17 protein-coding genes and 1 tRNA gene are annotated in these 21,705 nt (G+C 63.4%); 14 read left to right on the top strand and 4 right to left on the bottom strand.

All coding sequences use genetic code 11. The annotated features are described in order from the left end of the window. Positions 1–53 precede the first annotated feature (53 nt). The 7 genes from hflX to M1D44_RS08585 all read left to right on the top strand — a co-directional run bounded on the left by hflX (position 54) and on the right by M1D44_RS08585 (position 7,292). Complete coding sequence (gene hflX, locus M1D44_RS08615; RefSeq protein ID WP_316853766.1) at positions 54–1,307, top strand: GTPase HflX; 1,254 nt, start codon at positions 54–56, stop codon at positions 1,305–1,307. A 55-nt stretch (positions 1,308–1,362) separates the two neighbouring features. After that, positions 1,363–2,739 (top strand): FtsH protease activity modulator HflK, encoded by a 1,377-nt coding sequence (hflK, locus tag M1D44_RS08610; RefSeq protein ID WP_316853765.1) that lies wholly within the window; start codon positions 1,363–1,365, stop codon positions 2,737–2,739. A 12-nt stretch (positions 2,740–2,751) separates the two neighbouring features. Then, positions 2,752–3,666 (top strand): protease modulator HflC, encoded by a 915-nt coding sequence (hflC, locus tag M1D44_RS08605; RefSeq protein ID WP_024975958.1) that lies wholly within the window; start codon positions 2,752–2,754, stop codon positions 3,664–3,666. Positions 3,667–3,742: 76 nt separating this feature from the next. Next, entirely contained in the window at positions 3,743–3,943 is a 201-nt protein-coding gene (locus M1D44_RS08600; RefSeq protein WP_024975957.1) for a DUF2065 domain-containing protein, read from the top strand. A gap of 59 nt (positions 3,944–4,002) precedes the next feature. After that, a complete protein-coding gene (locus M1D44_RS08595; RefSeq protein WP_024975956.1) occupies positions 4,003–5,166 on the top strand; it encodes an ATP phosphoribosyltransferase regulatory subunit in 1,164 nt (387 codons plus the stop codon). Between the two features lie 95 nt (positions 5,167–5,261). Beyond that, a complete protein-coding gene (locus M1D44_RS08590) occupies positions 5,262–6,602 on the top strand; it encodes an adenylosuccinate synthase (protein WP_024975955.1) in 1,341 nt (446 codons plus the stop codon). A 117-nt stretch (positions 6,603–6,719) separates the two neighbouring features. Continuing rightward, entirely contained in the window at positions 6,720–7,292 is a 573-nt protein-coding gene (locus M1D44_RS08585) for a phosphoribosyltransferase (RefSeq protein WP_024975954.1), read from the top strand. A 375-nt stretch (positions 7,293–7,667) separates the two neighbouring features. Here M1D44_RS08585 and M1D44_RS08580 read toward each other — a convergent pair. Beyond that, positions 7,668–7,752, bottom strand: a tRNA-Leu gene (locus tag M1D44_RS08580). 70 nt (positions 7,753–7,822) lie between these two features. Between M1D44_RS08580 and rnr the strand changes: the two genes are divergently transcribed. From rnr to M1D44_RS08565, 3 genes are read left to right on the top strand one after another with little or no spacing between them, the layout of a single operon-like run. After that, positions 7,823–10,417 carry a ribonuclease R gene (rnr, locus tag M1D44_RS08575; protein WP_316853764.1) on the top strand — a complete coding sequence of 865 codons (2,595 nt, stop codon included), beginning with the start codon at positions 7,823–7,825 and terminating at the stop codon, positions 10,415–10,417. Between the two features lie 39 nt (positions 10,418–10,456). Further along, on the top strand, positions 10,457–11,209 hold the full coding sequence (gene rlmB / locus M1D44_RS08570; RefSeq protein WP_012761781.1) for a 23S rRNA (guanosine(2251)-2'-O)-methyltransferase RlmB: 753 nt from the start codon (positions 10,457–10,459) through the stop codon (positions 11,207–11,209). Beyond that, positions 11,209–11,958 carry an SIR2 family NAD-dependent protein deacylase gene (locus M1D44_RS08565; protein WP_024975952.1) on the top strand — a complete coding sequence of 250 codons (750 nt, stop codon included), beginning with the start codon at positions 11,209–11,211 and terminating at the stop codon, positions 11,956–11,958. Before rlmB ends, M1D44_RS08565 begins: the two co-directional genes overlap by 1 nt. A 15-nt stretch (positions 11,959–11,973) precedes the next feature. Here M1D44_RS08565 and tal read toward each other — a convergent pair whose 3' ends face one another. Continuing rightward, the gene (gene tal / locus M1D44_RS08560; protein WP_024975951.1) at positions 11,974–12,933 is read right to left on the bottom strand and encodes a transaldolase; all 960 of its coding nucleotides are present in this window, start codon (positions 12,931–12,933) and stop codon (positions 11,974–11,976) included. 149 nt (positions 12,934–13,082) lie between these two features. On the opposite strand from tal, the gene rpiA reads away from it, so the two are divergent. After that, positions 13,083–13,769 (top strand): ribose-5-phosphate isomerase RpiA, encoded by a 687-nt coding sequence (rpiA, locus tag M1D44_RS08555; RefSeq protein ID WP_024975950.1) that lies wholly within the window; start codon positions 13,083–13,085, stop codon positions 13,767–13,769. A gap of 138 nt (positions 13,770–13,907) precedes the next feature. Here rpiA and M1D44_RS08550 read toward each other — a convergent pair whose 3' ends face one another. Beyond that, entirely contained in the window at positions 13,908–14,183 is a 276-nt protein-coding gene (locus tag M1D44_RS08550) for an oxidative damage protection protein (protein WP_004626344.1), read from the bottom strand. A gap of 107 nt (positions 14,184–14,290) precedes the next feature. After that, positions 14,291–15,688, bottom strand: coding sequence for an amino-acid N-acetyltransferase (argA, locus tag M1D44_RS08545; RefSeq protein ID WP_024975949.1), 1,398 nt, complete (start codon positions 15,686–15,688; stop codon positions 14,291–14,293). Between the two features lie 71 nt (positions 15,689–15,759). On the opposite strand from argA, the gene hrpA reads away from it, so the two are divergent. From hrpA to M1D44_RS08530, 3 genes are all read left to right on the top strand, one after another. Continuing rightward, entirely contained in the window at positions 15,760–19,752 is a 3,993-nt protein-coding gene (gene hrpA / locus M1D44_RS08540) for an ATP-dependent RNA helicase HrpA (RefSeq protein WP_316853763.1), read from the top strand. Positions 19,753–19,867: 115 nt separating this feature from the next. Beyond that, positions 19,868–20,863: a YVTN family beta-propeller repeat protein gene (locus M1D44_RS08535; RefSeq protein ID WP_024975947.1), complete on the top strand. Its 996-nt coding sequence runs from the start codon at positions 19,868–19,870 to the stop codon at positions 20,861–20,863. Between the two features lie 11 nt (positions 20,864–20,874). Beyond that, complete coding sequence (locus M1D44_RS08530) at positions 20,875–21,705, top strand: polysaccharide deacetylase family protein (protein WP_024975946.1); 831 nt, start codon at positions 20,875–20,877, stop codon at positions 21,703–21,705.

The raw sequence follows: 21,705 nt of genomic DNA, 5'->3' as shown, positions 1-21,705 counted from the left end.
CGTCCGCGCGGCGGGACGCACCAACCCCGTTTCTCCCTTCTCTATTTCCCCGTTTGGCATCTCATCCCACCTCCAGCTCGGAGCCGACGCGCGCTATCTTGGTCGCTGTCGATTTCGGCAAACACGATTTCCAGGAAAGTCTGAGTGAACTGGCGCTGCTAGCCTCCACAGCGGGCTCTGAACCTGTGCGCGCGGTTACGGGCAAGCGTTCCCGGCCTGATGCAGCGCTGTTCATCGGCGCAGGCAAGGCAGAAGAGGTGAGGATTGCCGCAGACGAGGAAGACGCGGAAATCGTCATCTTTAACCACGCGCTGAGTCCTGCTCAGCAGCGTAACCTTGAGCGCTTTTTCGGGCGCCACGTGGTGGACCGGACCGGCCTCATCCTCGATATTTTTAGCCAGCGCGCGCAAAGCCACGTCGGTAAGGTGCAGGTGGAACTTGCGCGTGTGCGATATCAGGCGGCCCGCCTGGTGCGGGCGTGGAGCCACTTGGAGCGCCAGAAAGGCGGGGTCGGCCTGCGCGGCGGCCCGGGCGAGCGTCAGCTCGAACTGGACCGGCGGATGCTGGATGAACGCGCCAAACGGCTGTCGTCCGAGTTGGACAAGCTGCAGCGTCAGCATGACACGCAGCGCCGTTCGCGCAGCCGCAACGACGCGTTTTCTGTCTCCCTGGTCGGCTATACCAACGCCGGCAAATCGACGCTGTTCAATGCGCTGACCAAGGCACGTGCGTACGCGGCCAACCAATTGTTCGCCACGCTGGATACGACGTCCCGCCGGCTGTACCTGGAAGGGCTGGGCAATGTGGTGCTGTCGGATACGGTCGGCTTCATCCGCGATTTGCCTACGCAACTGGTGGCTGCTTTCCGCGCCACGCTGGAAGAGACCGTCCACGCCGACGTGCTGCTGCATGTGGTGGACGCCGCCAGCACCGTCAAGCACGAGCAGATGGAGCAGGTCGATCGCGTGCTGGATGAAATCAACGCCAGTGGCATCCCGCAGATTTTGGTGATGAACAAGATCGACGCGGCGGAGGAGTTGCGTGCGGCTGGCCCGCGCATCGAGCGCGACGAAACCGGCGCCGTGCGGCGTGTGTTCGTTTCTGCCATCGAAGGCAGCGGGCTTGATCTATTGCGCGAGGCGCTGGTCGAGACTGCGATCCGCTTGCGGGAGAACCCTGCGTCGCATGGTGACGATTTCGATCCGCGCTTCGATACCCGTCGTGATTCGCTGCCCGCGCACCGTGACGAACTGTCGCAAAGCTTGCCGAGCAGCGGTTCTTCCGCCAAAGGTGACGAAGAGGGCTGATAGAATGCCCCGTTACTCCTTCGCAGTCAGCCAATCAGGACAAGCCCGACCGCTCATGCCCGAGATTTCGACCCAGTCTTCTTCCATGGCCTCGCCGCGTAACGTGCGAGGTTTGTGGCACCGCTTGCGTGTGCTGCTTTCGCTGAACGATCCGCGCTGGGGTCGCGGCGATGACAACAACGCCGAGCGCGAAGACAAAGACGAACCGAAGCGTCAAAGCAAGCCGCCTCAGGAAGGCCCCCCGGACCTCGACGAGTTGTGGCGCGACTTCAATCGCCGGCTGAATAACCTGTTCGGTCGCAAGGACAGCGGTAACGGTGATGACGGCCCCACGCCGCTGCGTCCGGGTAACGGCCGAGGTGGTTCGGGCCTGGGCGTCGGCGTGCTGCTGGCGGTGCTCGTTGGTCTGTGGCTGGCCAGCGGTTTCTTCATCGTGCAGGAAGGCCAGACGGGCGTGATCTTGCAGTTCGGCCGTTTCAAGTATCTGGCAACGCCGGGTATCAATTGGCGCCTGCCGTATCCGATCGAATCGCACGAGATCGTGAACCTGTCGGGTGTGCGTACGCTTGAAATCGGTCGTACGACGCAGATCAAGGACACGAACCTGAAAGACTCGTCGATGCTCACGCAGGACGAGAACATCGTCGACGTGCGGTTCTCGGTCCAGTACAACATTGCCAACCCGGTTGACTACCTGTTCTACAACCGTACGGACCGCGGCGGCGATGAAGAACTGGTGACGCAGGCGGCTGAGACGTCGGTGCGCGAGATCGTCGGCCGTAACAAGATGGACGCGGTGCTGTACGAAGGTCGCGATGCCGTTGGCCGCAACTTGGCCGAATCGATTCAACGCATCTTGTCGGCGTACAAGACTGGCATCCGAATCCTTAGCGTCAACGTGCAGAGCGTGCAGCCGCCCGAGCAGGTGCAGGCTGCGTTCGACGATGTGACCAAGGCGGGCCAAGACCGCGAGCGTGCTATCTCCGAAGGTCAGGCGTATGCCAACGACGTGGTGCCGCGCGCCAAGGGTACGGCCGCACGTCTGGGTGAAGAGGCGCAAGGCTACAAGGCACGGGTCATCGCACGTGCGGAAGGTGACGCGGCTCGCTTTGCCTCAGTGCAGCGCGAATACGCGAAGGCGCCGCAGGTCACGCGCGACCGTATCTATCTGGAAACTATGCAGGACATTTACGCCAACTCGACCAAGGTGCTGGTCGACCAGAGCAACGGCAGCCTGTTGTATCTGCCGCTGGACAAGCTGATCGCGCAGACGCAGGGCGATACATCGCGTCCCGCTGTCGCGCCGGGTGCGTCGCCTCAGGACAGTGGTTCTGCGCAGGGCGTGCCGACTCCCTCCAACCCGTCACCGGCCAATGACGCAGACTCGCGCTCGCGCGAAGCACTGCGCAACCGTGACCGCGATTCGCGCTAACAGGAGGGCACTATGAATCGTCTGATTTCGGCCTTCGTGGCGCTGGTCATTGCCCTGGCGGTGTTCTCGTCGGTGGTGTTCGTGGTGGACCAGCGGCAGTACGCCGTGGTGTTCGCCTTTGGTGAGATCAAGCAGGTCATCAAGGAGCCGGGGCTGCACTTCAAGCTTCCGCCGCCGCTGCAGAACGTGGTGTTCATGGATAAGCGCCTGCAGACCATCGATGTGGCCGGCGCCGATCGTTTCATCACGGCAGAGAAGAAGAACCTGCTGGTCGACTGGTTTGTGAAGTGGCGCGTCTCCGATCCGCGTCTGTTCTACGTGAGCTTCAAGGGCGATAACCGCCTCGCACAGGACAGCATGACGCAGAAGATCAACTCCATCGCTCGCGATGAGTTTGCGCGCCGCACTGTGTCTGACGTGGTATCGACGGATCGTGAAGCCGTGATGCAGAGCATCCTCAAGGGTGTGCAGGAGTACGGCAAGTCGGTTGGTGTAGACATCATCGACGTGCGCCTGAAGCGGGTGGACCTGCTGGCCAGCGTGACCGAATCGGTCTACCGCCGCATGGAAGCCGAGCGCAAGCGGGTGGCCAACGAGCTGCGTTCGACGGGTGCTGCAGAGGGCGAGAAAATCCGTGCCGATGCCGATCGTCAGCGCGAAGTCGTCCTGGCCGATGCCTACCGCGATGCGCAGAAGATCAAGGGTGAGGGCGACGCCCGCGCCGCTGACGTTTACGCCGATGCGTTTGGCCGTGATCCGCAGTTCGCCGCATTCTGGCGCTCCATGGAGGCGTATCGCGCGTCGTTCCGCGATCGGAAGGACGTGATGGTGCTGCAGCCGAACAGCGATTTCTTCAAATACATGCGTAGCCCGAACGGCGGCAGCTCGGCGGCAGCACCGGCTGCCCAGACGGGGCGCCATCGCTAGTACAATGCGTCGCTGATCATTTGAGGCGGACAGACCCCGGCTTGCCGGGGTTTTGTTCGTTCTCCAAGCGCATCCCATGGAAGAGTCACTCCCCACCGTTTTGCTGGCAGCGTGCGCGCTGGTGCTCGTATTCGAGGGCATCCTGCCGTTCGTGGCGCCGCGGGCTTGGCGACGCGCCTTCCAGACGCTGACCGAACTGCCGGACGAAAAGCTTCGCGCGATCGGCTTAGTGTCGATGGCGATCGGACTGATCCTCCTGCGGTTGCTGCATCGCTAGCGCACTGCCTGCGTTTTTTACGAATTTCTGCCGTACCAAGACTCCCGAGCGAGACCGCCATGCCGACCAATTGGCTGCTGCCTGAATCCATTGCTGATGTGCTGCCTTCAGAGGCGCGCAAGATTGAAGAGTTGCGCCGCCGCATGCTCGACCTGTTCCGTACTTACGGCTACGAACTGGTCATGCCCCCCATGCTGGAATACATCGAGTCGCTGCTCTCGGGCACCGGTCACGATCTGGACCTGAAGACGTTCAAGCTGGTCGATCAACTTTCAGGCCGCACCATCGGCCTGCGCGCCGACATCACGCCGCAAGTCGCCCGCATCGACGCCCATTTGCTGAACCGCGCTGGCGTGACGCGCCTGTGCTATGCGGGGTCGGTATTGCATACCCGCCCGAGTGGGTTTCACGTCACGCGCGAGCCGCTGCAGATCGGCGCTGAGATCTATGGCCATGCCGGTCTGGAAGCCGATCTGGAAATTCAGGAGCTGATGCTCGCCGCGCTGTCGGCCGCGGGGCTGGCCGATGTACGCCTGGACCTTTGCCACGTTGGGGTGGTGGCGGCGTTGCTGGAGCAATCGCCGGTTGCCGTCGGCCTTCAGGATGACCTCTTCACGGCGCTCGCAGCCAAAGATGTGCCTGCTCTGCGCGCCATCACGGCCGATCTGCCGCCGGCGCAGCGCGACGCCATCAACCTGCTGCCAGCACTGTACGGCGGTGTCGATGTGCTGGGTCGTGCGCGCAAGCAGTTGCCCGCGCTGCCCGCCATCGGCCGTGCGCTGGACGATTTGGCTACGCTGGCCGAGCGCGCAGGCGGTGCGACCGTCAACATCGACTTGGCCGACCTGCGCGGCTACCACTACCACAGTGGTGTGATGTTCACTGCCTATGTGGCCGGTGTGCCAAATGCCGTGGCGCGTGGCGGTCGGTATGACAAGGTCGGAGAGGCTTTCGGCCGTGCTCGCCCGGCGACCGGCTTTTCGCTGGATCTGCGCGAGGTCGCTGGCATTTCGCCGGTGGAGGCGCGCGCCGCTGCCATCCACGCGCCCTGGTCGGGCGATGCCAAGCTTCGTGAGGCGATCGCTGCGCTGCGCGCGGCGGGCGAGATTGTCATCCAGTCGCTGCCGGGCCACCCGGAAGATCTGGAGGAGTTCGCTTATGATCGGCAACTCGTCGAAGAGGGCGGTCGCTGGATCGTCAAGCCCCGCAACGCTTCGGTCTGAAGTTGTTGCATAACGTTGTGTAAATACCCGGTAATTCCAGGGAAGGCCCTGGCAACAAGGGTAGAATACGTTTTTAACCCATCTGCAAATTCAACATGTCCGCACCAGCAGTGAGCCAAGGACGCAATGTCGTCGTCATCGGCACCCAGTGGGGTGACGAAGGTAAAGGGAAAATCGTCGATTGGCTGACCGATCATGCGCAAGGCGTGGTTCGTTTCCAGGGCGGACATAACGCAGGCCATACCCTCATCATCGGCGGCAAGAAGACGATCTTGCGTCTGATTCCGTCGGGCATCATGCGCGACGGCGTCGCGTGCTACATCGGCAACGGTGTCGTGCTTTCGCCTGAAGCGCTGTTCAAGGAAATCGACGAGCTGGAATCGGCCGGCGTGCAGGTGCAGAACCGCCTGCGCATTTCAGAAGCCACCAATCTGATCCTGCCGTATCACGTGGCCATCGACAAGGCGCGCGAAGCCAAGCGCGGCGCCGCCAAGATCGGTACCACCGGCCGCGGAATCGGCCCGGCATACGAAGACAAGGTAGCCCGCCGCGCGCTGCGTGTGCAGGACCTGTTCGATCCGGCTTACTTTGCCGAGCGTCTGCGCGAAAACCTGGACTTCCACAACTTTGTTCTGACGCAGTACCTGAATCACCCGGCGCTGGACTTCCAGCAGACCCTGGACGAGATGCTGTCGTATGCAGGCCGCATTGCCCCGATGGTGACGGATGTGTCGGCCGAACTGTTTGCCGCAAACGCAGCCGGCAAGAACCTGATGTTCGAAGGTGCGCAAGGCACGCTGCTCGATATCGATCACGGCACCTATCCGTTCGTCACGTCGAGCAACTGCGTGGCGGGCAATGCCGCCGCAGGTGCAGGCGTCGGCCCGGGCCAACTGCATTACATCCTTGGCATCACCAAGGCGTATTGCACACGCGTGGGTTCAGGCCCGTTCCCGAGCGAGCTGTATGACGCGGACAACCCGGCGCGCCAAGATCCGATCGGTGTGCGTCTGGCCAATGTCGGCAAGGAATTCGGCTCGGTTACGGGCCGGCCGCGCCGCACGGGCTGGCTGGATGCCGCCGCTCTGCGTCGTGCGATCCAGATCAACGGTGTGTCGGGCCTCTGCATGACCAAGCTCGATGTGCTGGATGGTCTGGAAACCCTCAAGCTGTGTGTCGGCTACATGCTCGATGGCAAGGAAATCGACATCCTGCCGCGTGGCTCCGATGCCGTGGCGCGTTGCCAGCCGATCTACGAAGAATTCCCGGGCTGGAACACCTCGACCTTCGGTCTGAAGGAGTGGGATGCGCTGCCCGAGACCGCTCAGGCTTACCTGAAGCGCGTCGAAGAGGTGGCCGGCGTCCCGATCGCCATGATCTCGACTGGTCCTGACCGCGACGAGACCATCCTCCTGCGTCATCCCTACAAGGACTGACGCGATAGCTCTCAGATTCGCCCGGTGATTCGCCGGGCGAATTTGCATGGAGCGCCGTTTTTCATAGAACACGATAGCGGCAACTCACGCCGCATTCACGATACGAAGAGGTACACCATGAACCAGCCGATCAACGACGACTCGCATCTGTGGGTGTCGTGGGATGACTACCACGGCCTGATCGAGCGCCTGGCGCTCGTCGTGCACGAGTCGGGCTGGAAGTTTGACAAGATTCTGTGCCTGGCGCGCGGTGGCTTGCGGGTTGGCGATCAGCTTTCACGCATCTACGACCTGCCGTTGGCCATCCTGGCGACCAGCAGCTATCGCGAAGCCGCAGGCACGCAGCAGGGCGATCTCGACATCGCGCAATACATCACGATGACCCGTGGCGAGTTGTCGGGCCGCGTGCTGCTGGTGGATGATCTGGTGGATTCGGGCATCACGCTGGAGCGCGTTGGGCGTCACCTGAAGGAGCGCTATCCGGCCGTGACCGACGTGCGTACTGCTGTGCTGTGGCACAAGGCGTGCTCGAAGATCAAGCCTGATTATGCCGTGCAGTTTCTTGCGACCAATCCGTGGATCCATCAGCCGTTCGAGGAGTACGACACGCTGCGCCCGCATAACTTGGCGGCCTGGATCAAGCGCGGCAAGTCACGTTCGGCCGGCAACGGCGAGGCGCCATCAGTTTGAGGCGTTGGTCGCGATTGCGTCGAGACGCTAACGGAGTGGCGTGTGCGGCTTGCGTCGTGCGTGCCACTTCGGTAACCTGCTGTCACGGGCCGCAATATTGCCCCGAAACCCGCGTACGGATTGGCTTTGCAGGAGTGGCCCAATGCGAGGTGCGCGGTTGATCGAAGCGAGGTGTGTCTTTGTGGATGCACTGGGCTTCGAGCCCACCCAGCGTTTGGGGCAGGTGAGTCCGGTGATCCCGGCTCGGCCCTGGCGCGATAGCCAAGACACAATGCACGTCGCACTTCGCGGAATGTCGCATCAGCAACTGAACAACAGCAATCCGGCCGCGGAAAAGAAAAACGGCGCAACTTGCGTTGCGCCGTTCCTAAACTCTGGTGCCCAGGAGAGGACTCGAACCTCCACGGAGTTACCCGCTAGTACCTGAAACTAGTGCGTCTACCAATTCCGCCACCTGGGCAGGTGTGCGTGTACCGAAGCTGCAATTATTACGGGATCCAGCGATCCTGTCAACACTCTAGAAGAAAAAATTGAATCAACCGACTTATCCGATCCCAAGCCGCGAGGAAATCCTCGGTGTGCTGCGCACGTCGGGGTCTCCGTTGTCTGCTACCGATATTGCCAAGACGCTGTCTGTCACGCGCAAGGAGCATGACGGCTTTATCAAGCGTCTGACCGCCATGGAGCGGGATGGTCAGATCGAACTCAACCGCAAGGGGCGCTACGAACTGGCGCACCAGCCCAATTTCATCGAAGGCCGCGTGATCGGTCATCGCGACGGCTTCGGCTTCTTCGTGCGCGATGACGGCGAGCCCGATATCTTCCTGCCCGAGCGTGAGATGCAGAAGGCCATGCACGGTGATCGCGCCCTGGTGCGCGCCGTGGGCTACGACCGCCGCGGGCGCTCGGAAGGGCAGATCGTCGAGATCCTGCAGCGGGCCAACAAGCGCGTCATCGGCAGGTTGCTGTCGGAAAGTGGCACGCTGGTTGTGGCGCCTGAAGACAAGCGTCTCGGCCGCGACATCCTGATTGCGCCGAAGGGGCAGGGCAAGGCCAAGGTTGGCCAGGTGGTAAGCGTTGAGATCCTGGAATATCCGGACCGCTACGTACAACCGATTGGCCGCGTGGTCGAAGTGCTGGGTGAGATTGACGACCCTGGTATGGAGATCGAAATTGCCGTGCGCAAGTACGGCGTGCCGCACGAGTTTTCCGAGCCGACGCAGCGCGAGGCGGAAGCGCTGCCCGACTTGGTCCGCGATGTCGATCTGGCAGGTCGCATCGACTTGCGCGATGTGTCGCTCGTCACCATCGACGGCGAAGACGCGCGCGACTTCGATGACGCTGTCTACGCGGAGCCCGTCAAGATCGGCCGCAGCAAGGGCTGGCGTCTGATCGTGGCGATTGCCGACGTGTCGCATTACGTGCGGCCTGGGCACCCGTTGGATGCGGACGCCATTGATCGCGCGACTTCGGTCTATTTCCCGCGCCGCGTGATCCCGATGCTGCCGGAGAAGCTCTCCAACGGCTTGTGCTCACTGAACCCGGAAGTGGACCGTCTGTGCATGGTCTGCGACGCGGTGATCACGGCCAAGGGCGAGGTCAAGGCTTATCAGTTCTATCCGGCGGTGATGCACTCGAAGGCGCGCCTGACCTACAACGAGGTCTGGGCGATTCTGTCGAACGTGAAAGGCCCGGAAGCTGCCAAACGGGCGCCGCTGGTGCCGCACCTGCAAGACCTGTACGAGCTGTATCAGACGCTGCTCAAGGCCCGCCGCGAGCGCGGCGCGATCGACTTCGATACCACCGAGACATACATCGTCTGCAACGCGCAGGGCAAGATCGAGCAGATCCTGCCGCGCACCCGCAATGATGCGCACAGGCTGATCGAGGAGTGCATGCTGACGGCCAACGTCTGCGCGGCCGAGATGCTGGAGAAGTACAAACATCCGGCGCTGTATCGCGTCCACGCTGGCCCGACGGAAGAAAAGCTGCAGGCGCTGCGGGCCTTCCTGAAAACCAGCGGCTTGACCCTGGGTGGCGGCGACAAACCGCAGGCAGCCGATTACGCCGAACTGATGGAAAAGGTGGCCGCACGCCCCGACGCTCCGATGCTGCAGACCATGCTGCTGCGCTCGATGCAGCAGGCGGTCTACAGCCCGGACAACATCGGCCACTTTGGCCTGGCGTATCCGGCGTATGCGCACTTCACGAGCCCGATCCGCCGCTACCCGGATTTGCTGGTGCATCGCTCGATCAAAGCGATCCTGCACCGCACGCGTTACGTGCCTGGGCTTGCACCGGGCGTGCAGTTGAATAGCGCGCTGTCGCCCAAGGCGCGTCGTTTGCAAGCCGAAGCCGAGAAAGGCGTGCCGGCAGCGGTGGTCAACAAGGCCAAGGCGGAAGCGATCTGGAATGAACTGGGCGTGCACTGTTCGGCCAATGAGCGTCGCGCCGACGAAGCCTCGCGCGACGTCGAAGCCTGGCTCAAGTGCTACTTCATGCGCGACAAGCTCGGCAACGAGTTCTCGGGCACCGTCAGCGCGGTCACCTCGTTCGGCATCTTCGTGCAGCTCGACGAGCTGTACGTGGAAGGCCTCGTACACGTGACCGAGCTGGGCAGCGATTACTTCCAATACGACGAAGCCCGCAACGAACTGCGCGGAGAGCGTACGGGCATCCGTTATCGGCTGACTGATCGCGTGCGCGTGCAGTTATTGCGCGTGGATCTGGATGCCCGGAAGATGGATTTCCGCCTGATCCAGGAGCCCTCAACCAAGGCGCTGCGCCCGGCCAAGGTGACTGGCGTGCCGGAAGCCGCGACCGCGCGTCAGCCTGCCGGCGCAACGTCGGCGCCATCGGTCGGCCGCAAGAAGCCGCGCCAGTTGGCCGCATTGCTGGGCGGTACGGCCAAGCCGGAGGAATCGTTCGACGAGACGCTCGATCGCGTCATCGAAGAGCAGCCGGTGTTCGAGCCGGGTGGCCGTGCACTGCCCCCGGGCCATGCCCATGCCAAGCCGGCGCGTAAGAAGCAGCCGGCGCGTGGCACGAAGCCCAAGGGTGGTGCCAAGACTGCTGCGCCGCGCAAGGTGGCAGGCAAGGCCTCGCATAAGACCAAGGGGCGTTAAAGCGGCCGGGGAGCAAGGGCAGACGGGTACAATCGCGCCATGTCTAAATCCAAGCTCCTCATCGGCTTTCATGCCGTCACCGCCCGACTGCGCCACGGCGCCAAGTCGATCGACGAAATCTACTTCGAGGCCAACCGCCGCGACCGCCGCATGCAGGATTTCCTGAAAGCGGCGGAAGCAGCGGGCGTTCGCCTCATTCCTGCTGACGCCGACCGCTTGCGCGGGATTGCCGGCACCGATCGTCACCAGGGCGTGGTTGCCAAGGCAGAGTCGCTGTCGCTGGCGCTCAATCTTGATGAACTGCTCGACGGTATCGAAGGCACGCCGCTGCTGCTGGTGCTTGACGGTGTGACCGATCCGCATAACCTGGGCGCCTGCCTGCGCGTGGCCGATGCCGCTGGCGCGCACGCCGTGATTGCGCCGAAGGACCGCAGCGTTGGAATCAACACGACGGTCGCCAAGGTGGCCAGCGGCGCGGCGGAAACCGTCCCCTACATCACCGTGACCAACCTGGCGCGCACGCTGCGCGAGTTGCAGGAACGGGGCGTGTGGGTTATCGGCACGGCTGATGAAGCCGAACAGGATCTCTACCAAGCCGACTTCAAAGGCCCCATTGCCATCGTGATGGGCGCCGAAGGTGAGGGCATGCGTCGCCTCACGCGCGAAACGTGCGACGCGCTGGTCAGCATTCCAATGGCGGGCAGCGTGGAAAGCCTGAACGTGTCGGTGGCCAGCGGCGTGTGCCTGTTTGAAGCTGTGCGCCAGCGGGCAGCGGCACCTGCCAAGAAGTAATGCGTGTCGAACCCACGGCCGCATCCGATGCGGCTGCATTGGCCCAGGCCCACGCCTGGGTCGAGGCCGCCCAGCACGTTATGGTGCTGACGGGGGCTGGCGTCTCGGCCGAATCCGGCGTGCCCACGTTTCGTGATGCGCTGACCGGCCTGTGGTCGCGCTTCAACCCCGAAGACATGGCCACCGAGGCCGCGTACCGCAAGCACCCGCGCATGGTGTGGGACTGGTATCAGGAGCGCCGCGAGCGCGTGCTGCAGGCGCAGCCGAATCCCGCCCATCTTGCGATTGCCGCGCTGGCCAAGCGCAAGACGGTGACGCTCGTCACACAGAACGTCGATGGCTTGCATCAGCGCGCCGGCAGCGAAGGCGTGGTCGAGCTGCATGGCAACCTGTTCGCCAACAAATGGCTGGGTGGCTGCGGCAAATGCGATGTCGCCACGGCCGTGCCAGGCAGGCCGCCACGTTGTGCGACGTGTGGCGCGATGCTGCGCCCAGGCGTGGTGTGGTTTGGCGAGCAACTCCCGCTCGTGGCGAACTACCGCGCTGAAGAGGCCGCCAACACGTGTGACGTATGCCTGGTGGTGGGCACGTCCGGCATGGTGTATCCGGCGGCCGGACTGCCGGGGTTGGCAAAGGACCACGGCGCCAAGGTGATCGTCGTGAATCCGGAGCCGAGCGCGCTGGATGCAACGGCCGATCTGGTGATCCACCAGCCGGCGGGCGTGTGCTTGCCCGCCATGCTGGGATAAGGCGCGGCGTTCTTCTTACGCTGCCACGCGCAGCGGCTCAATCAACGCTTCCAACTTGACTGCGTCCGCCGCAAACAGGCGGATGCCTTCGGCCAGCTTTTCGGTGGCCATGGCATCGGCGTTCATGTGCCAGCGGAACGATTTCTCGTCGGCCGGCAGGCGCACGATGTTGGCGGCGTTGGCATTGTCCGCAGAGAGCTTGCGTTCGACCGGCGCGTCGGACTGCTGCAACTGGGCGAGCAGATCCGGGCTGATGGTCAGGAGGTCGCAGCCAGCGAGTTCAACGATCTGCGAGATGTTGCGGAAGCTCGCGCCCATCACTTCGGTCGGGTAGTCGAACTTCTTGTAGTAGTTGTAGATGCGCAGGACGGACTGCACGCCCGGGTCGTTCGCCCCGCCTTGCGCGACAGGGTCCCAGTTGGCGCCGGCATCTTTCTTGTACCAGTCATAGATGCGGCCGACAAAGGGCGAGATGAGCTGCACGCCCGCTTCCGCACAAGCCACCGCCTGGGCCAGCGAAAACAGCAGCGTCATGTTGCAGCGGATGCCTTCGGCGCGGAGCTGATCCGCCGCGCGGATGCCTTCCCACGTCGACGCGATCTTGATCAGCACGCGCTCGCGCGCCACGCCCCGTGCTTCGTACAACGCAATCAGATGCTTGGCCTTGGCGACCGTCGCCTCGGTGTCGAACGACAGGCGCGCATCGACTTCGGTCGACACACGGCCCGGGATGATCGACAGGATCTCGCAGCCGAATGCCACGAGCACGGCATCGATGATGTCTTCCACACTGTCGCTGCGGGCGTCGCGCACGGCTTGTTCCAGCAGCGGGCGATATTCAGCCTTCTGCACGGCTTTGAGGATCAGCGACGGATTGGTCGTTGCATCGTGCGGCGCGTAGGCGCGCATGGCCTGGAAATCGCCTGTGTCGGCGACGACGGTGGTGAACTGCTTGAGTTGATCGAGCTGAGTCATGAAGCGAGTCCGAAGTACGTTCCAACGTTGCGCTGGAGGTGGAAAGGTGAATCGATTGTACTCCGCGGGTTTGGCTCCGCCAGCCGGCCGAGAGCCACCGCATTGATCCGGTACACTACCGGGTTTTCCGATCCGACCGAGTTTTTGCGATGACGCAGGATGAACTGAAGGCGCTGGTGGCGCAGGCCGCAGCAGATTACGTATTGGCCAACGTGCCTGAGGGCGCTGTTCTGGGTGTTGGCACCGGCTCGACGGCCAACCTGTTCATCGACGCGATGGCGCCGCACAAGGCGCGCTTTGCTGGCGCGGTGTCCAGCTCGGAGGCGTCAACGCGTCGGCTGCAGGGCCACGGCTTCACGGTGCTCGATTTGAACGAAGTCGATGCCATTCCCGTCTACGTGGACGGCGCTGACGAAATCGACGCCTCGGGCGCCATGATCAAGGGCGGCGGCGGTGCGCTCACGCGCGAAAAGATCGTTGCTTCGGTTGCCAGCGTGTTCGTCTGCATTGCTGACGGCAGCAAGCTCGTTGAGACGATGGGTGCATTCCCGTTGCCGGTGGAAGTGGTGCCCATGGCACGTGCCGCCGTGGCCCGCCAGCTCGCTGCGCTGGGCGGCCAGCCGCGTCTGCGCATGACCAAGGAAGGCCAGATCTACAAGACCGATAACGGCAACGTGATCATCGATGTGGTGGGCCTGCGTATTGCCGATCCGAAGGGCCTCGAATCGATCGTCAACGATATTCCGGGCGTGGTGACGGTCGGCCTGTTTGCAAAGCGCGGTGCCAACGTGCTGCTGCTGGGTACCGAAGCGGGTGTGCAGCGCCGCGATTTTTGATCGCTGTTCGCTTATTGGAAAGCTGCTCATGCAAATGGGCAGCTTTTTTTGTGCTTGCTGCAGTACTTTGAATTGGGGTTGCCCAAACAAAAAAGCCGTTCAGTTTGCGCTGAACGGCTTTGTTTTTGTCGCGGCAGATCAGGCCGAGGGCGGCGGCACGTAGCCGGCAGCCTCGTCTGCGCCGTCGCCAAAGAAGTACTTCTCGGTCTGCTTGAGCAGGTACTGGCGTGCGCGCGAATCGGCCATGTTCAAGCGGTTTTCGTTGATGAGCATGGTCTGGTGCTTGAGCCAGCCGGCCCAGGCTTCCTTCGAGACGCTTTGCCAGAGTTTCTTGCCCAGTTCGCCGGGCAGGGGCGGGAAGTCGAGACCTTCGGCTTCCTTGTTGAGCTTGACGCAGTGGACCATGCGGGCCATGGGGATTCCTCTTGTGTGGCGGGAGCGCCGCTCAAGCGCGACGCAGGTGCCGCTATTGTAAAGGCGGCGCGCCGCCGGGCTAGGATTCCACGACGCGCGCCAAGGGTTTAGAGCTTCTTCATCAGCACCATCGATCGCCGCTGCCAGTTGTAGAGCTTGCGGCGGTCTTCCGGCAGGTCGTCCACGCTGGCACGCACGAAACCGCGCTTGAGGAACCAGTGTTCCGTCCGCGTGGTGAGCACAAACAGGCGCTTGAGGCCCAGCGCACGGGCGCGCACTTCGGTGTGCTTGAGCAGGCGCTCGCCGTCGCCGGTACCTTGGCTGTCTGGAGAGACGATCAGGCAGGCCATTTCGGCCATGCCGTCCTTCGGGTACGGATACAGCGCCACGCAGCCGAAGATGATGCCGTCGTGCTCGATGACGGAGAAGTTGGCGATGTCGCGTTCCAGCAGACGGCGTTCGCGCGGCACCAGCGTGCCGTCGGCTTCCAGCGGCTCGATGAGCGAGACGATGCCGCCCACGTCGTCCAGCGTGGCCTCGCGCAGGTATTCCAGATCGGTGTGCGACACCATGGTGCCCACGCCATCGTGCAGGAACAGCTCCAGCAGGATGCTGCCGTCCAGCGCGAACGGGATTACGTGCGCCCGGCGCACGCCGCCGCGCATCGCCTTGACGATGTGCTGCAGGTAATAGGCGGTGTCGTGTGACAGGCTGCCGTCGCGCAGGCGTTCGATGGCAGTTTCCATCGACAGATCCTGCTGCAGCTTGCCCACGCGGTCCATGATGCCGGGCAGCTCCGTGATGAAGATGAGCTTGTCGGCTTTAAGCGCCGTGGCGGTGTTGGCTGCCACATCTTCCATCGACAGGTTGAACGCCTGGCCCGTCGGCGAAAAGCCCAGCGGCGAGAGCAGCACGATCTTGCGGTTGGACAGGGAGTGCTGGATCGACTCCGCATCGATCTTGCGCACCAGCCCCGTGTGCTGGAAGTCCACGCCGTTGACGATGCCCACCGGCCGCGCCGTCACGAAGTTGCCGGACACCACCGACATGCGCGCGCCGGCCATCGGTGTGTTGGGCAGGCCCTGGCTGAAGGCCGCTTCGATGTCCAGACGCAGTTCGCCGGAGGCTTCCTTGGCGGATTCCAGCGCGGCGGCGTCCGTCACGCGTACGCCATCCACGAACTGGGTTTTCACGTTGCGCAGGGCAAGCTGTTCCTCCACCTGCGGGCGCGAGCCGTGCACCAGCACGATGCGCATCCCCATCGCATGCAACAGCGCGACGTCGTTGACGAGTGCGCCCAGCATGCCGGCCTGGACCAGCTCGCCGCCAAAACCGATCACGAAGGTCTTGTCGCGGAAGGAGTGAATGTAAGGCGCCACCTCGCGCAGCCAGTCCACGAACTGCTGCTGTTCGGGCGTGGGCGGAATCGGGGCGACATCAACAGGGGCGGGCGTGTGCGCCGCCAGCGAAACGCCGGAGGCGGGGGCGGAGGAGCGAGCGGTCACGGACGGAGGAGGAAAAGCGGCACGGGGCGCGGGCCGGCGTAGGAAAGATGCGCGGATTATAATCCCGCCCGATGTCAGATTCCCACGCTCAGCCGCCCCGGCCACGCCCGGCGGCGCCTTCCCCGAAATCGCCGAAAGACACGCCGCCGCCCGAGCGCAAGCCCGAAGGCAATGGTCGTCCGCAGCGCCGCCCAAAGCCCACGCCGGAAGAACTCGCCGCGGCGCTGGAGGCGCGCCGCGCGCGGGCCAACCGCGTCCCGCCGATCACGTTTCCCGAAGCGCTGCCCGTGTCGGCTCGGCGCGACGAGATCGCCCAGGCCATCGCCGCCAACCAGGTGGTGATCGTCTCGGGCGAGACCGGCTCGGGCAAGACCACGCAGTTGCCGAAGATCTGCCTGTCGATCGGGCGAGGCATTGGCGCGGGCGGCACCGGGCTGATCGGCCATACGCAGCCACGCCGGATTGCAGCAACGTCTACGGCCAAGCGCATCGCGCAGGAAATCGGCACGCCGGTGGGCGAGCACGTGGGCTTTCAGGTGCGCTTCAACGACACGCTGTCGGCTGGTGCGTCGGTCAAGCTGATGACCGACGGCATTTTGCTGGCTGAGACGCAGAACGATCCGCTGCTGCGCGCCTACGACACGATCATCATCGACGAGGCGCACGAACGCAGCCTCAACATCGATTTCCTGATCGGCTATCTCAAACAGCTTCTGCCGCGCCGGCCCGACCTGAAGGTGATCATTACCTCGGCGACCATCGATGCGCAGCGGTTTGCCGAGCACTTCGCGGGCCCCAAGGGACCAGCGCCCGTTATCGAGGTCAGCGGCCGGTTGTATCCGGTCGAGGTGCGCTACCGCCCGATTCAGCGCGACGACAAGGACAAGGAGCGCGATCTCTACGAAGCGCTCGTCGATGCGGTGGATGAGCTTGCCCGCGAAGGCTCGGGCGACGTGCTGATCTTCCTGCCGGGCGAGCGCGAGATTCGCGAGGCGGCCGAGGCGCTGCGCAAGCACCATCCAGCGCATACCGAGATCCTGCCGCTGTTTGCGCGGCTGTCGGTGCAGGAGCAGGAGCGTGTGTTCCGGCCGTCCAACGCGCGGCGCCTCGTGCTGGCGACGAACGTGGCCGAGACCTCGCTGACGGTGCCGGGTATTCGCTACGTGGTCGATACGGGGCTGGCGCGCGTCAAGCGCTATTCGTATCGCAACAAGGTCGAGCAACTGCAGATCGAACCGGTGTCGCAAGCCGCGGCCAACCAGCGTGCCGGTCGATGCGGCCGGGTGGCCGATGGCGTTTGCATCCGCTTGTATGAAGAAGCGGATTTCATTGCGCGGCCGCGTTTTACCGATCCGGAAATCCTGCGTTCGTCGCTGGCCGCCGTCATTTTGCGTATGAAGGCGCTGCGGCTGACGGACGTCGAACAGTTTCCCTTCATCGAGCCGCCGCTGGGCCGTGCGATTGCCGACGGCTACCAACTCCTGCAAGAACTCGGTGCCGTCGACGATGAAAACGCGCTGACCCCGCTGGGCAAGCAGGTCGCCCGGCTGCCGCTGGACCCGCGTGTGGCGCGGATGATTCTGGCTGGCCGCGACTATCAGTGCCTGCGCGAGATGCTGATCATCGCGAGCGCCTTGTCCGTGCAAGACCCACGGGAGCGCCCGCAAGAACTGCAGCAGCAGGCGGATCAAGCGCATCGCCAGTTCGCCGATGAGAAATCGGAGTTCCTGGGCTGGGTGAAGCTGTGGAAGTGGTTTGAAGAGGCCGTCGCGCACAAGAAGTCGAACAAGCAGCTGCAAGACCAGTGCCGCACGCATTTCCTGTCGCATGTGCGGCTGCGTGAGTGGCGCGACGTGCATTCGCAACTGCACACCACGGTGGCGGAGCAGGGCTGGAAGCTCAATGACTCCGATCCGACCTATGAGCAGTTGCACCTGGCGTTGCTGACGGGCTTGCTCGGCAACATCGGTGTGCGCATCGAGGAGGCGGATGGGAAAGGCCGCGAATACCTCGGCGCACGCGGCATCAAGTTCTTCCTGTGGCCGGGTTCAGTCATTGCGCGCAAGGCTGGCAAGTGGGTCGTGGCAGGCGAGTTGGTCGAGACCAGCCGCCTGTTTGGGCGCACGCTGGCGCGCATCGAGCCGGAATGGGTGGAGAAGGTGGGCGCGCACCTGTTGAAGGTGTCGTGGAGCGATCCGCACTGGGAAAAGAAGGCCGGCCAGGTAATGGCCTTCGAGCGCGGCACGCTGTACGGCCTGCCGATCTATCAGCAGCGCCGCGTGCACTTCGGACCAATGCAGCCGAAGGAAGCGCGCGAGATGTTCATCCGCCGCGCACTAGTCGATGGCGAATTCGAAACGCGCCTGCCGTTCTTCACGCACAACCAGCGCCTGGTGCGCGAGATCGAAAACCTCGAGCACAAGTCACGTCGGCAAGACGTGCTGGTGGACGACGAGCTGATCTACGCCTTCTACGACAGTCAGATTCCGGCGGACATCTACAACACTGTCTCGTTCGAGCGCTGGTACGCCGAAGCCGCCAACGCAAGCGGCAAGAGTGGCCAGAAGCTGCTGTACCTGAATCGCGATGACCTGATGCGGCACGAAGCGGCTGGCATCACGACCGACCTATTCCCGAAGGTGCTGCCGATTGCCGGCATCGACATGGGGTTGACGTACCACTTCGAGCCCGGCAGCCCGCGTGACGGCGTAACGCTCACGGTGCCGCTGTACGCGCTCAACCAGGTGCCCGCGCAACGCACCGAATGGCTGGTGCCGGGCATGCTCAAGGAGAAGGTGCATCTGCTCCTGAAAAGCCTGCCGCAAAAGCTGCGCCGCCATTGCGTGCCGCTGCCGGATTACGCCGCCGGATTCGTCTTGCGCGTGCGGTTGGGGGATGGCGAGCTGCTCGACCGCTTGATCGCCGACGTGCGCGAGCAGACCGGCATTGCGCTCAAGCGCGCCGACTTCAAGCTCGAAACGCTGCCCGCGCATCACTTCATGAATTTCAAAGTGATCGACGAGCACGGCCGCCAGCTCGACATGGGCCGCAATCTGGCCCAGTTGCGCGCGGAACTGGGCGGACGCGCGCAGCAGACATTCCAGTCGATCGCCGCGCAGGACGCTGCCGTGGCTGGAGCCCAGAACGAGGGCGCCAAGCCCGGCAAGGCAGGCAAGTCTGAAGCTCCGGCAAACGCCGCGCTGTACTCGGGCCTGACCACCTGGAATTTCGGCGAGCTGCCGGAGCTGCTGGAAGTTCGCAAAGGCAGCCAGACGCTGTTCGGCTATCCCGCACTCGTCGATGCGGGTGACCACTGCGATGTGGAAGTCTTTGACGATCCGGCCGAAGCCACGCGCATCCATCGCCTAGGCTTGCGGCGGTTGTTCGCAATCCAACTGCGCGAGCCGTTGAAGTATCTGGAAAAGAACATCCCGGGCCTGTCGCAGATGGCAATCCAGTTCATGAACCTGGGCACGCAGGACGATCTGCGCGACCAGATCCTGGATGCCACGCTGGAGCGCGCCTGCCTGCAAGACCCGCTGCCGACCGATGACGCCAGCTTCGGTGCCCGCAAGGACGAAAGCCGCGCGCGCCTGACGTTGCTGGCGCAGGAGATCGCGCGGCTGGTGGGCGCCATCCTGGCCGAATATGCGCAACTGCCGCGCAAGCTGCAGATTGCCAAGCCGTTTGCCGCCGCCACCGCCGATATCGACGCGCAGCTCAAGACGCTGATGCACAAGCGCTTTATCGAGGCGACGCCGTACGCGCAGTTGACGCACTTTCCGCGTTACCTGAAGGGCATCGCGCTGCGCATCGACAAGCTCAAGGCTGACCCGACGCGTGACACCCAGCGCATGCAGGAGATGGCGCCGCTCGTCCAGCAATACCAACGCGCGGAAAAGGCCCTGCGCGTGCAAGGGCAGGGCGGCAATGATCCACACATGGAGGAATTCCGCTGGATGCTGGAGGAGTTGCGCATCGCCCTGTTTGCGCAGGAGTTGCGCACGCCGGTGCCGATGTCGGTCAAGCGGCTTCAGAAGGTGTGGGAATCAATGCAGCGATAGCTGCAATGCGTTGGTGGGAGCGCGGAAAGTTCCCGTTTTCTTTTTTTGATTTGTGTCAGCGACGGCGTAAATGCGAGCGTTAAAATGGTTGGCTAAGTTGCTGAATCTTCTCGATATGTCTGCCTTGCGCGCCTCGTTTGCCTCCCGTTGGTTTTCCACGCTTGTTCTGTCGGCCGCTGCTTTGATGGCAGCGCATGCGGCGCGTGCCGAAGTCGTCACCGTGCTCAACTCGGGCGACGCAAGCGTCTCTTTGATCGACAAGGACACCCGCAAGGTGCTGGAGACGTTCCCCATCGGCAAGGAGCCGCACCACCTGATTGCCACGCCGGACGAAAAATCGTTGATCGTCGCCAACGCGGTCGGCAACGAACTGGTGTTCCTCGATCCCGTGACCGGCAAGATTCAGCAGCGTGTGCCGCGCATCGACGATCCTTATCAGATCGGCTTCTCGCCGGACCAGAAGTGGTTCCTGACCACCGGCAACCGGCTGGACCGCATTGATATTTACCGCTGGGACGGTCACGCGCTGACCATCGCCAAGCAAGTGCCTGCGGCCAAGACGCCCAGCCACATTGCTTTTACCGCTGACAGCAAGATCGCGTTCATCACCCTGCAGGATTCCAACGAGGTGATGGCCATCGACCTGCCCACGCAGACCGTGATGTGGCGCATGACCATTGGCTCCGCACCGGCCGGGGTGTGGGTCACGACCGATCAGAAATACCTGCTGGTTGGCATGACCGGCGCCGATTACGTCGAAGTGATCGACTGGCACAACCGCACCAGCGTCAAGCGCATCCCGACCGGCAAGGGCGCGCACAACTTCCGCGCGCTGGGCGACAAGCGCCACTTGTTCCTGTCGAACCGCGTGTCGGGCACGATCAGCATCATCGATCAGCAAACGCTGACCAAGGTGGGCGACATCACTGGCCTGCCGCCTGGCCCCGACGACATGGAATTGACCGCTGACGGCAAGCAGCTTTGGGTGACCTGCCGCTGGGCCAAACGCGTGGCGATCGTCGACGTGGCAAGCCGCAAGGTCGTGGAAGAGATCAAGGTCGGGCGCTCGCCGCACGGCATTTACTTCCGCACGCGTGCTCCACTGATTTGAGCATCACTACCATGAAATCCGGCCTGTCGATGTTACGTACGGCCGCTGCCACGGCGGCGCTGGGGCTGTGCGCGTTGGCCACGGCTGCGCCCGGTGGTGTGAATGCCGGTGCGTGCAAGGGCACCGTCTACCTGACGTTCGACACCGGTAGCATGAGCCAGGCGCAGTTGATTGCCGACACGCTGCGCCGCCATCGCATCCACGCTACGTTCTTCCTCGCCAACGAGAAGACCATCCACGGCGACAGCACGCTGGATGACGGCTGGGCTCCATATTGGAAATCACTCGCTGCCGACGGCCACGCCTTCGGTACGCACACCTTCGATCACGTCTACTACAAGGGCGAGGCGGGTGCGGGCAAGGTCCGCTTCCGCCCGCAGTTTGGCGAGCAGGGCGGCCGCAACGTCGTGTGGAGCGAGCCTGAATTCTGTGCGGAACTGAAACACAGCGCCGAGCGCTTCAAAGCCATGACTGGTCAGCCGATGGACCCGCTGTGGCGCGCGCCGGGTGGTCACCTTTCGGCGACGACCGAGGCCTGGGCCAAGCAATGCGGGTTTGCCCACGTCGCGTGGGCGCCTGCCGGTTTCCTGGGCGATGAGTTGCCGTCCGAGCGCTATCCGAACGACGCGTTGCTACAGAAGGCCCTGTCCAACTTGCGCGATGGCGACATCACCATGGCGCATCTGGGCATCTGGTCGCGCAAGGATCCGTGGGCACCAGCGGATCTGGAGCCGCTGATCACCGGCCTGGAGCACAAGGGTTTCTGCTTCGCCACGCTGCGCGATCATCCGCAGTACCAAGCCTGGTTTGCCGCTCACCCGGCACACGCGGCGGCCCGCTGA

Source organism: Ralstonia sp. SA306, from assembly GCF_054792405.1.
This window is presented reverse-complemented; position numbering and strand designations above follow the sequence as displayed.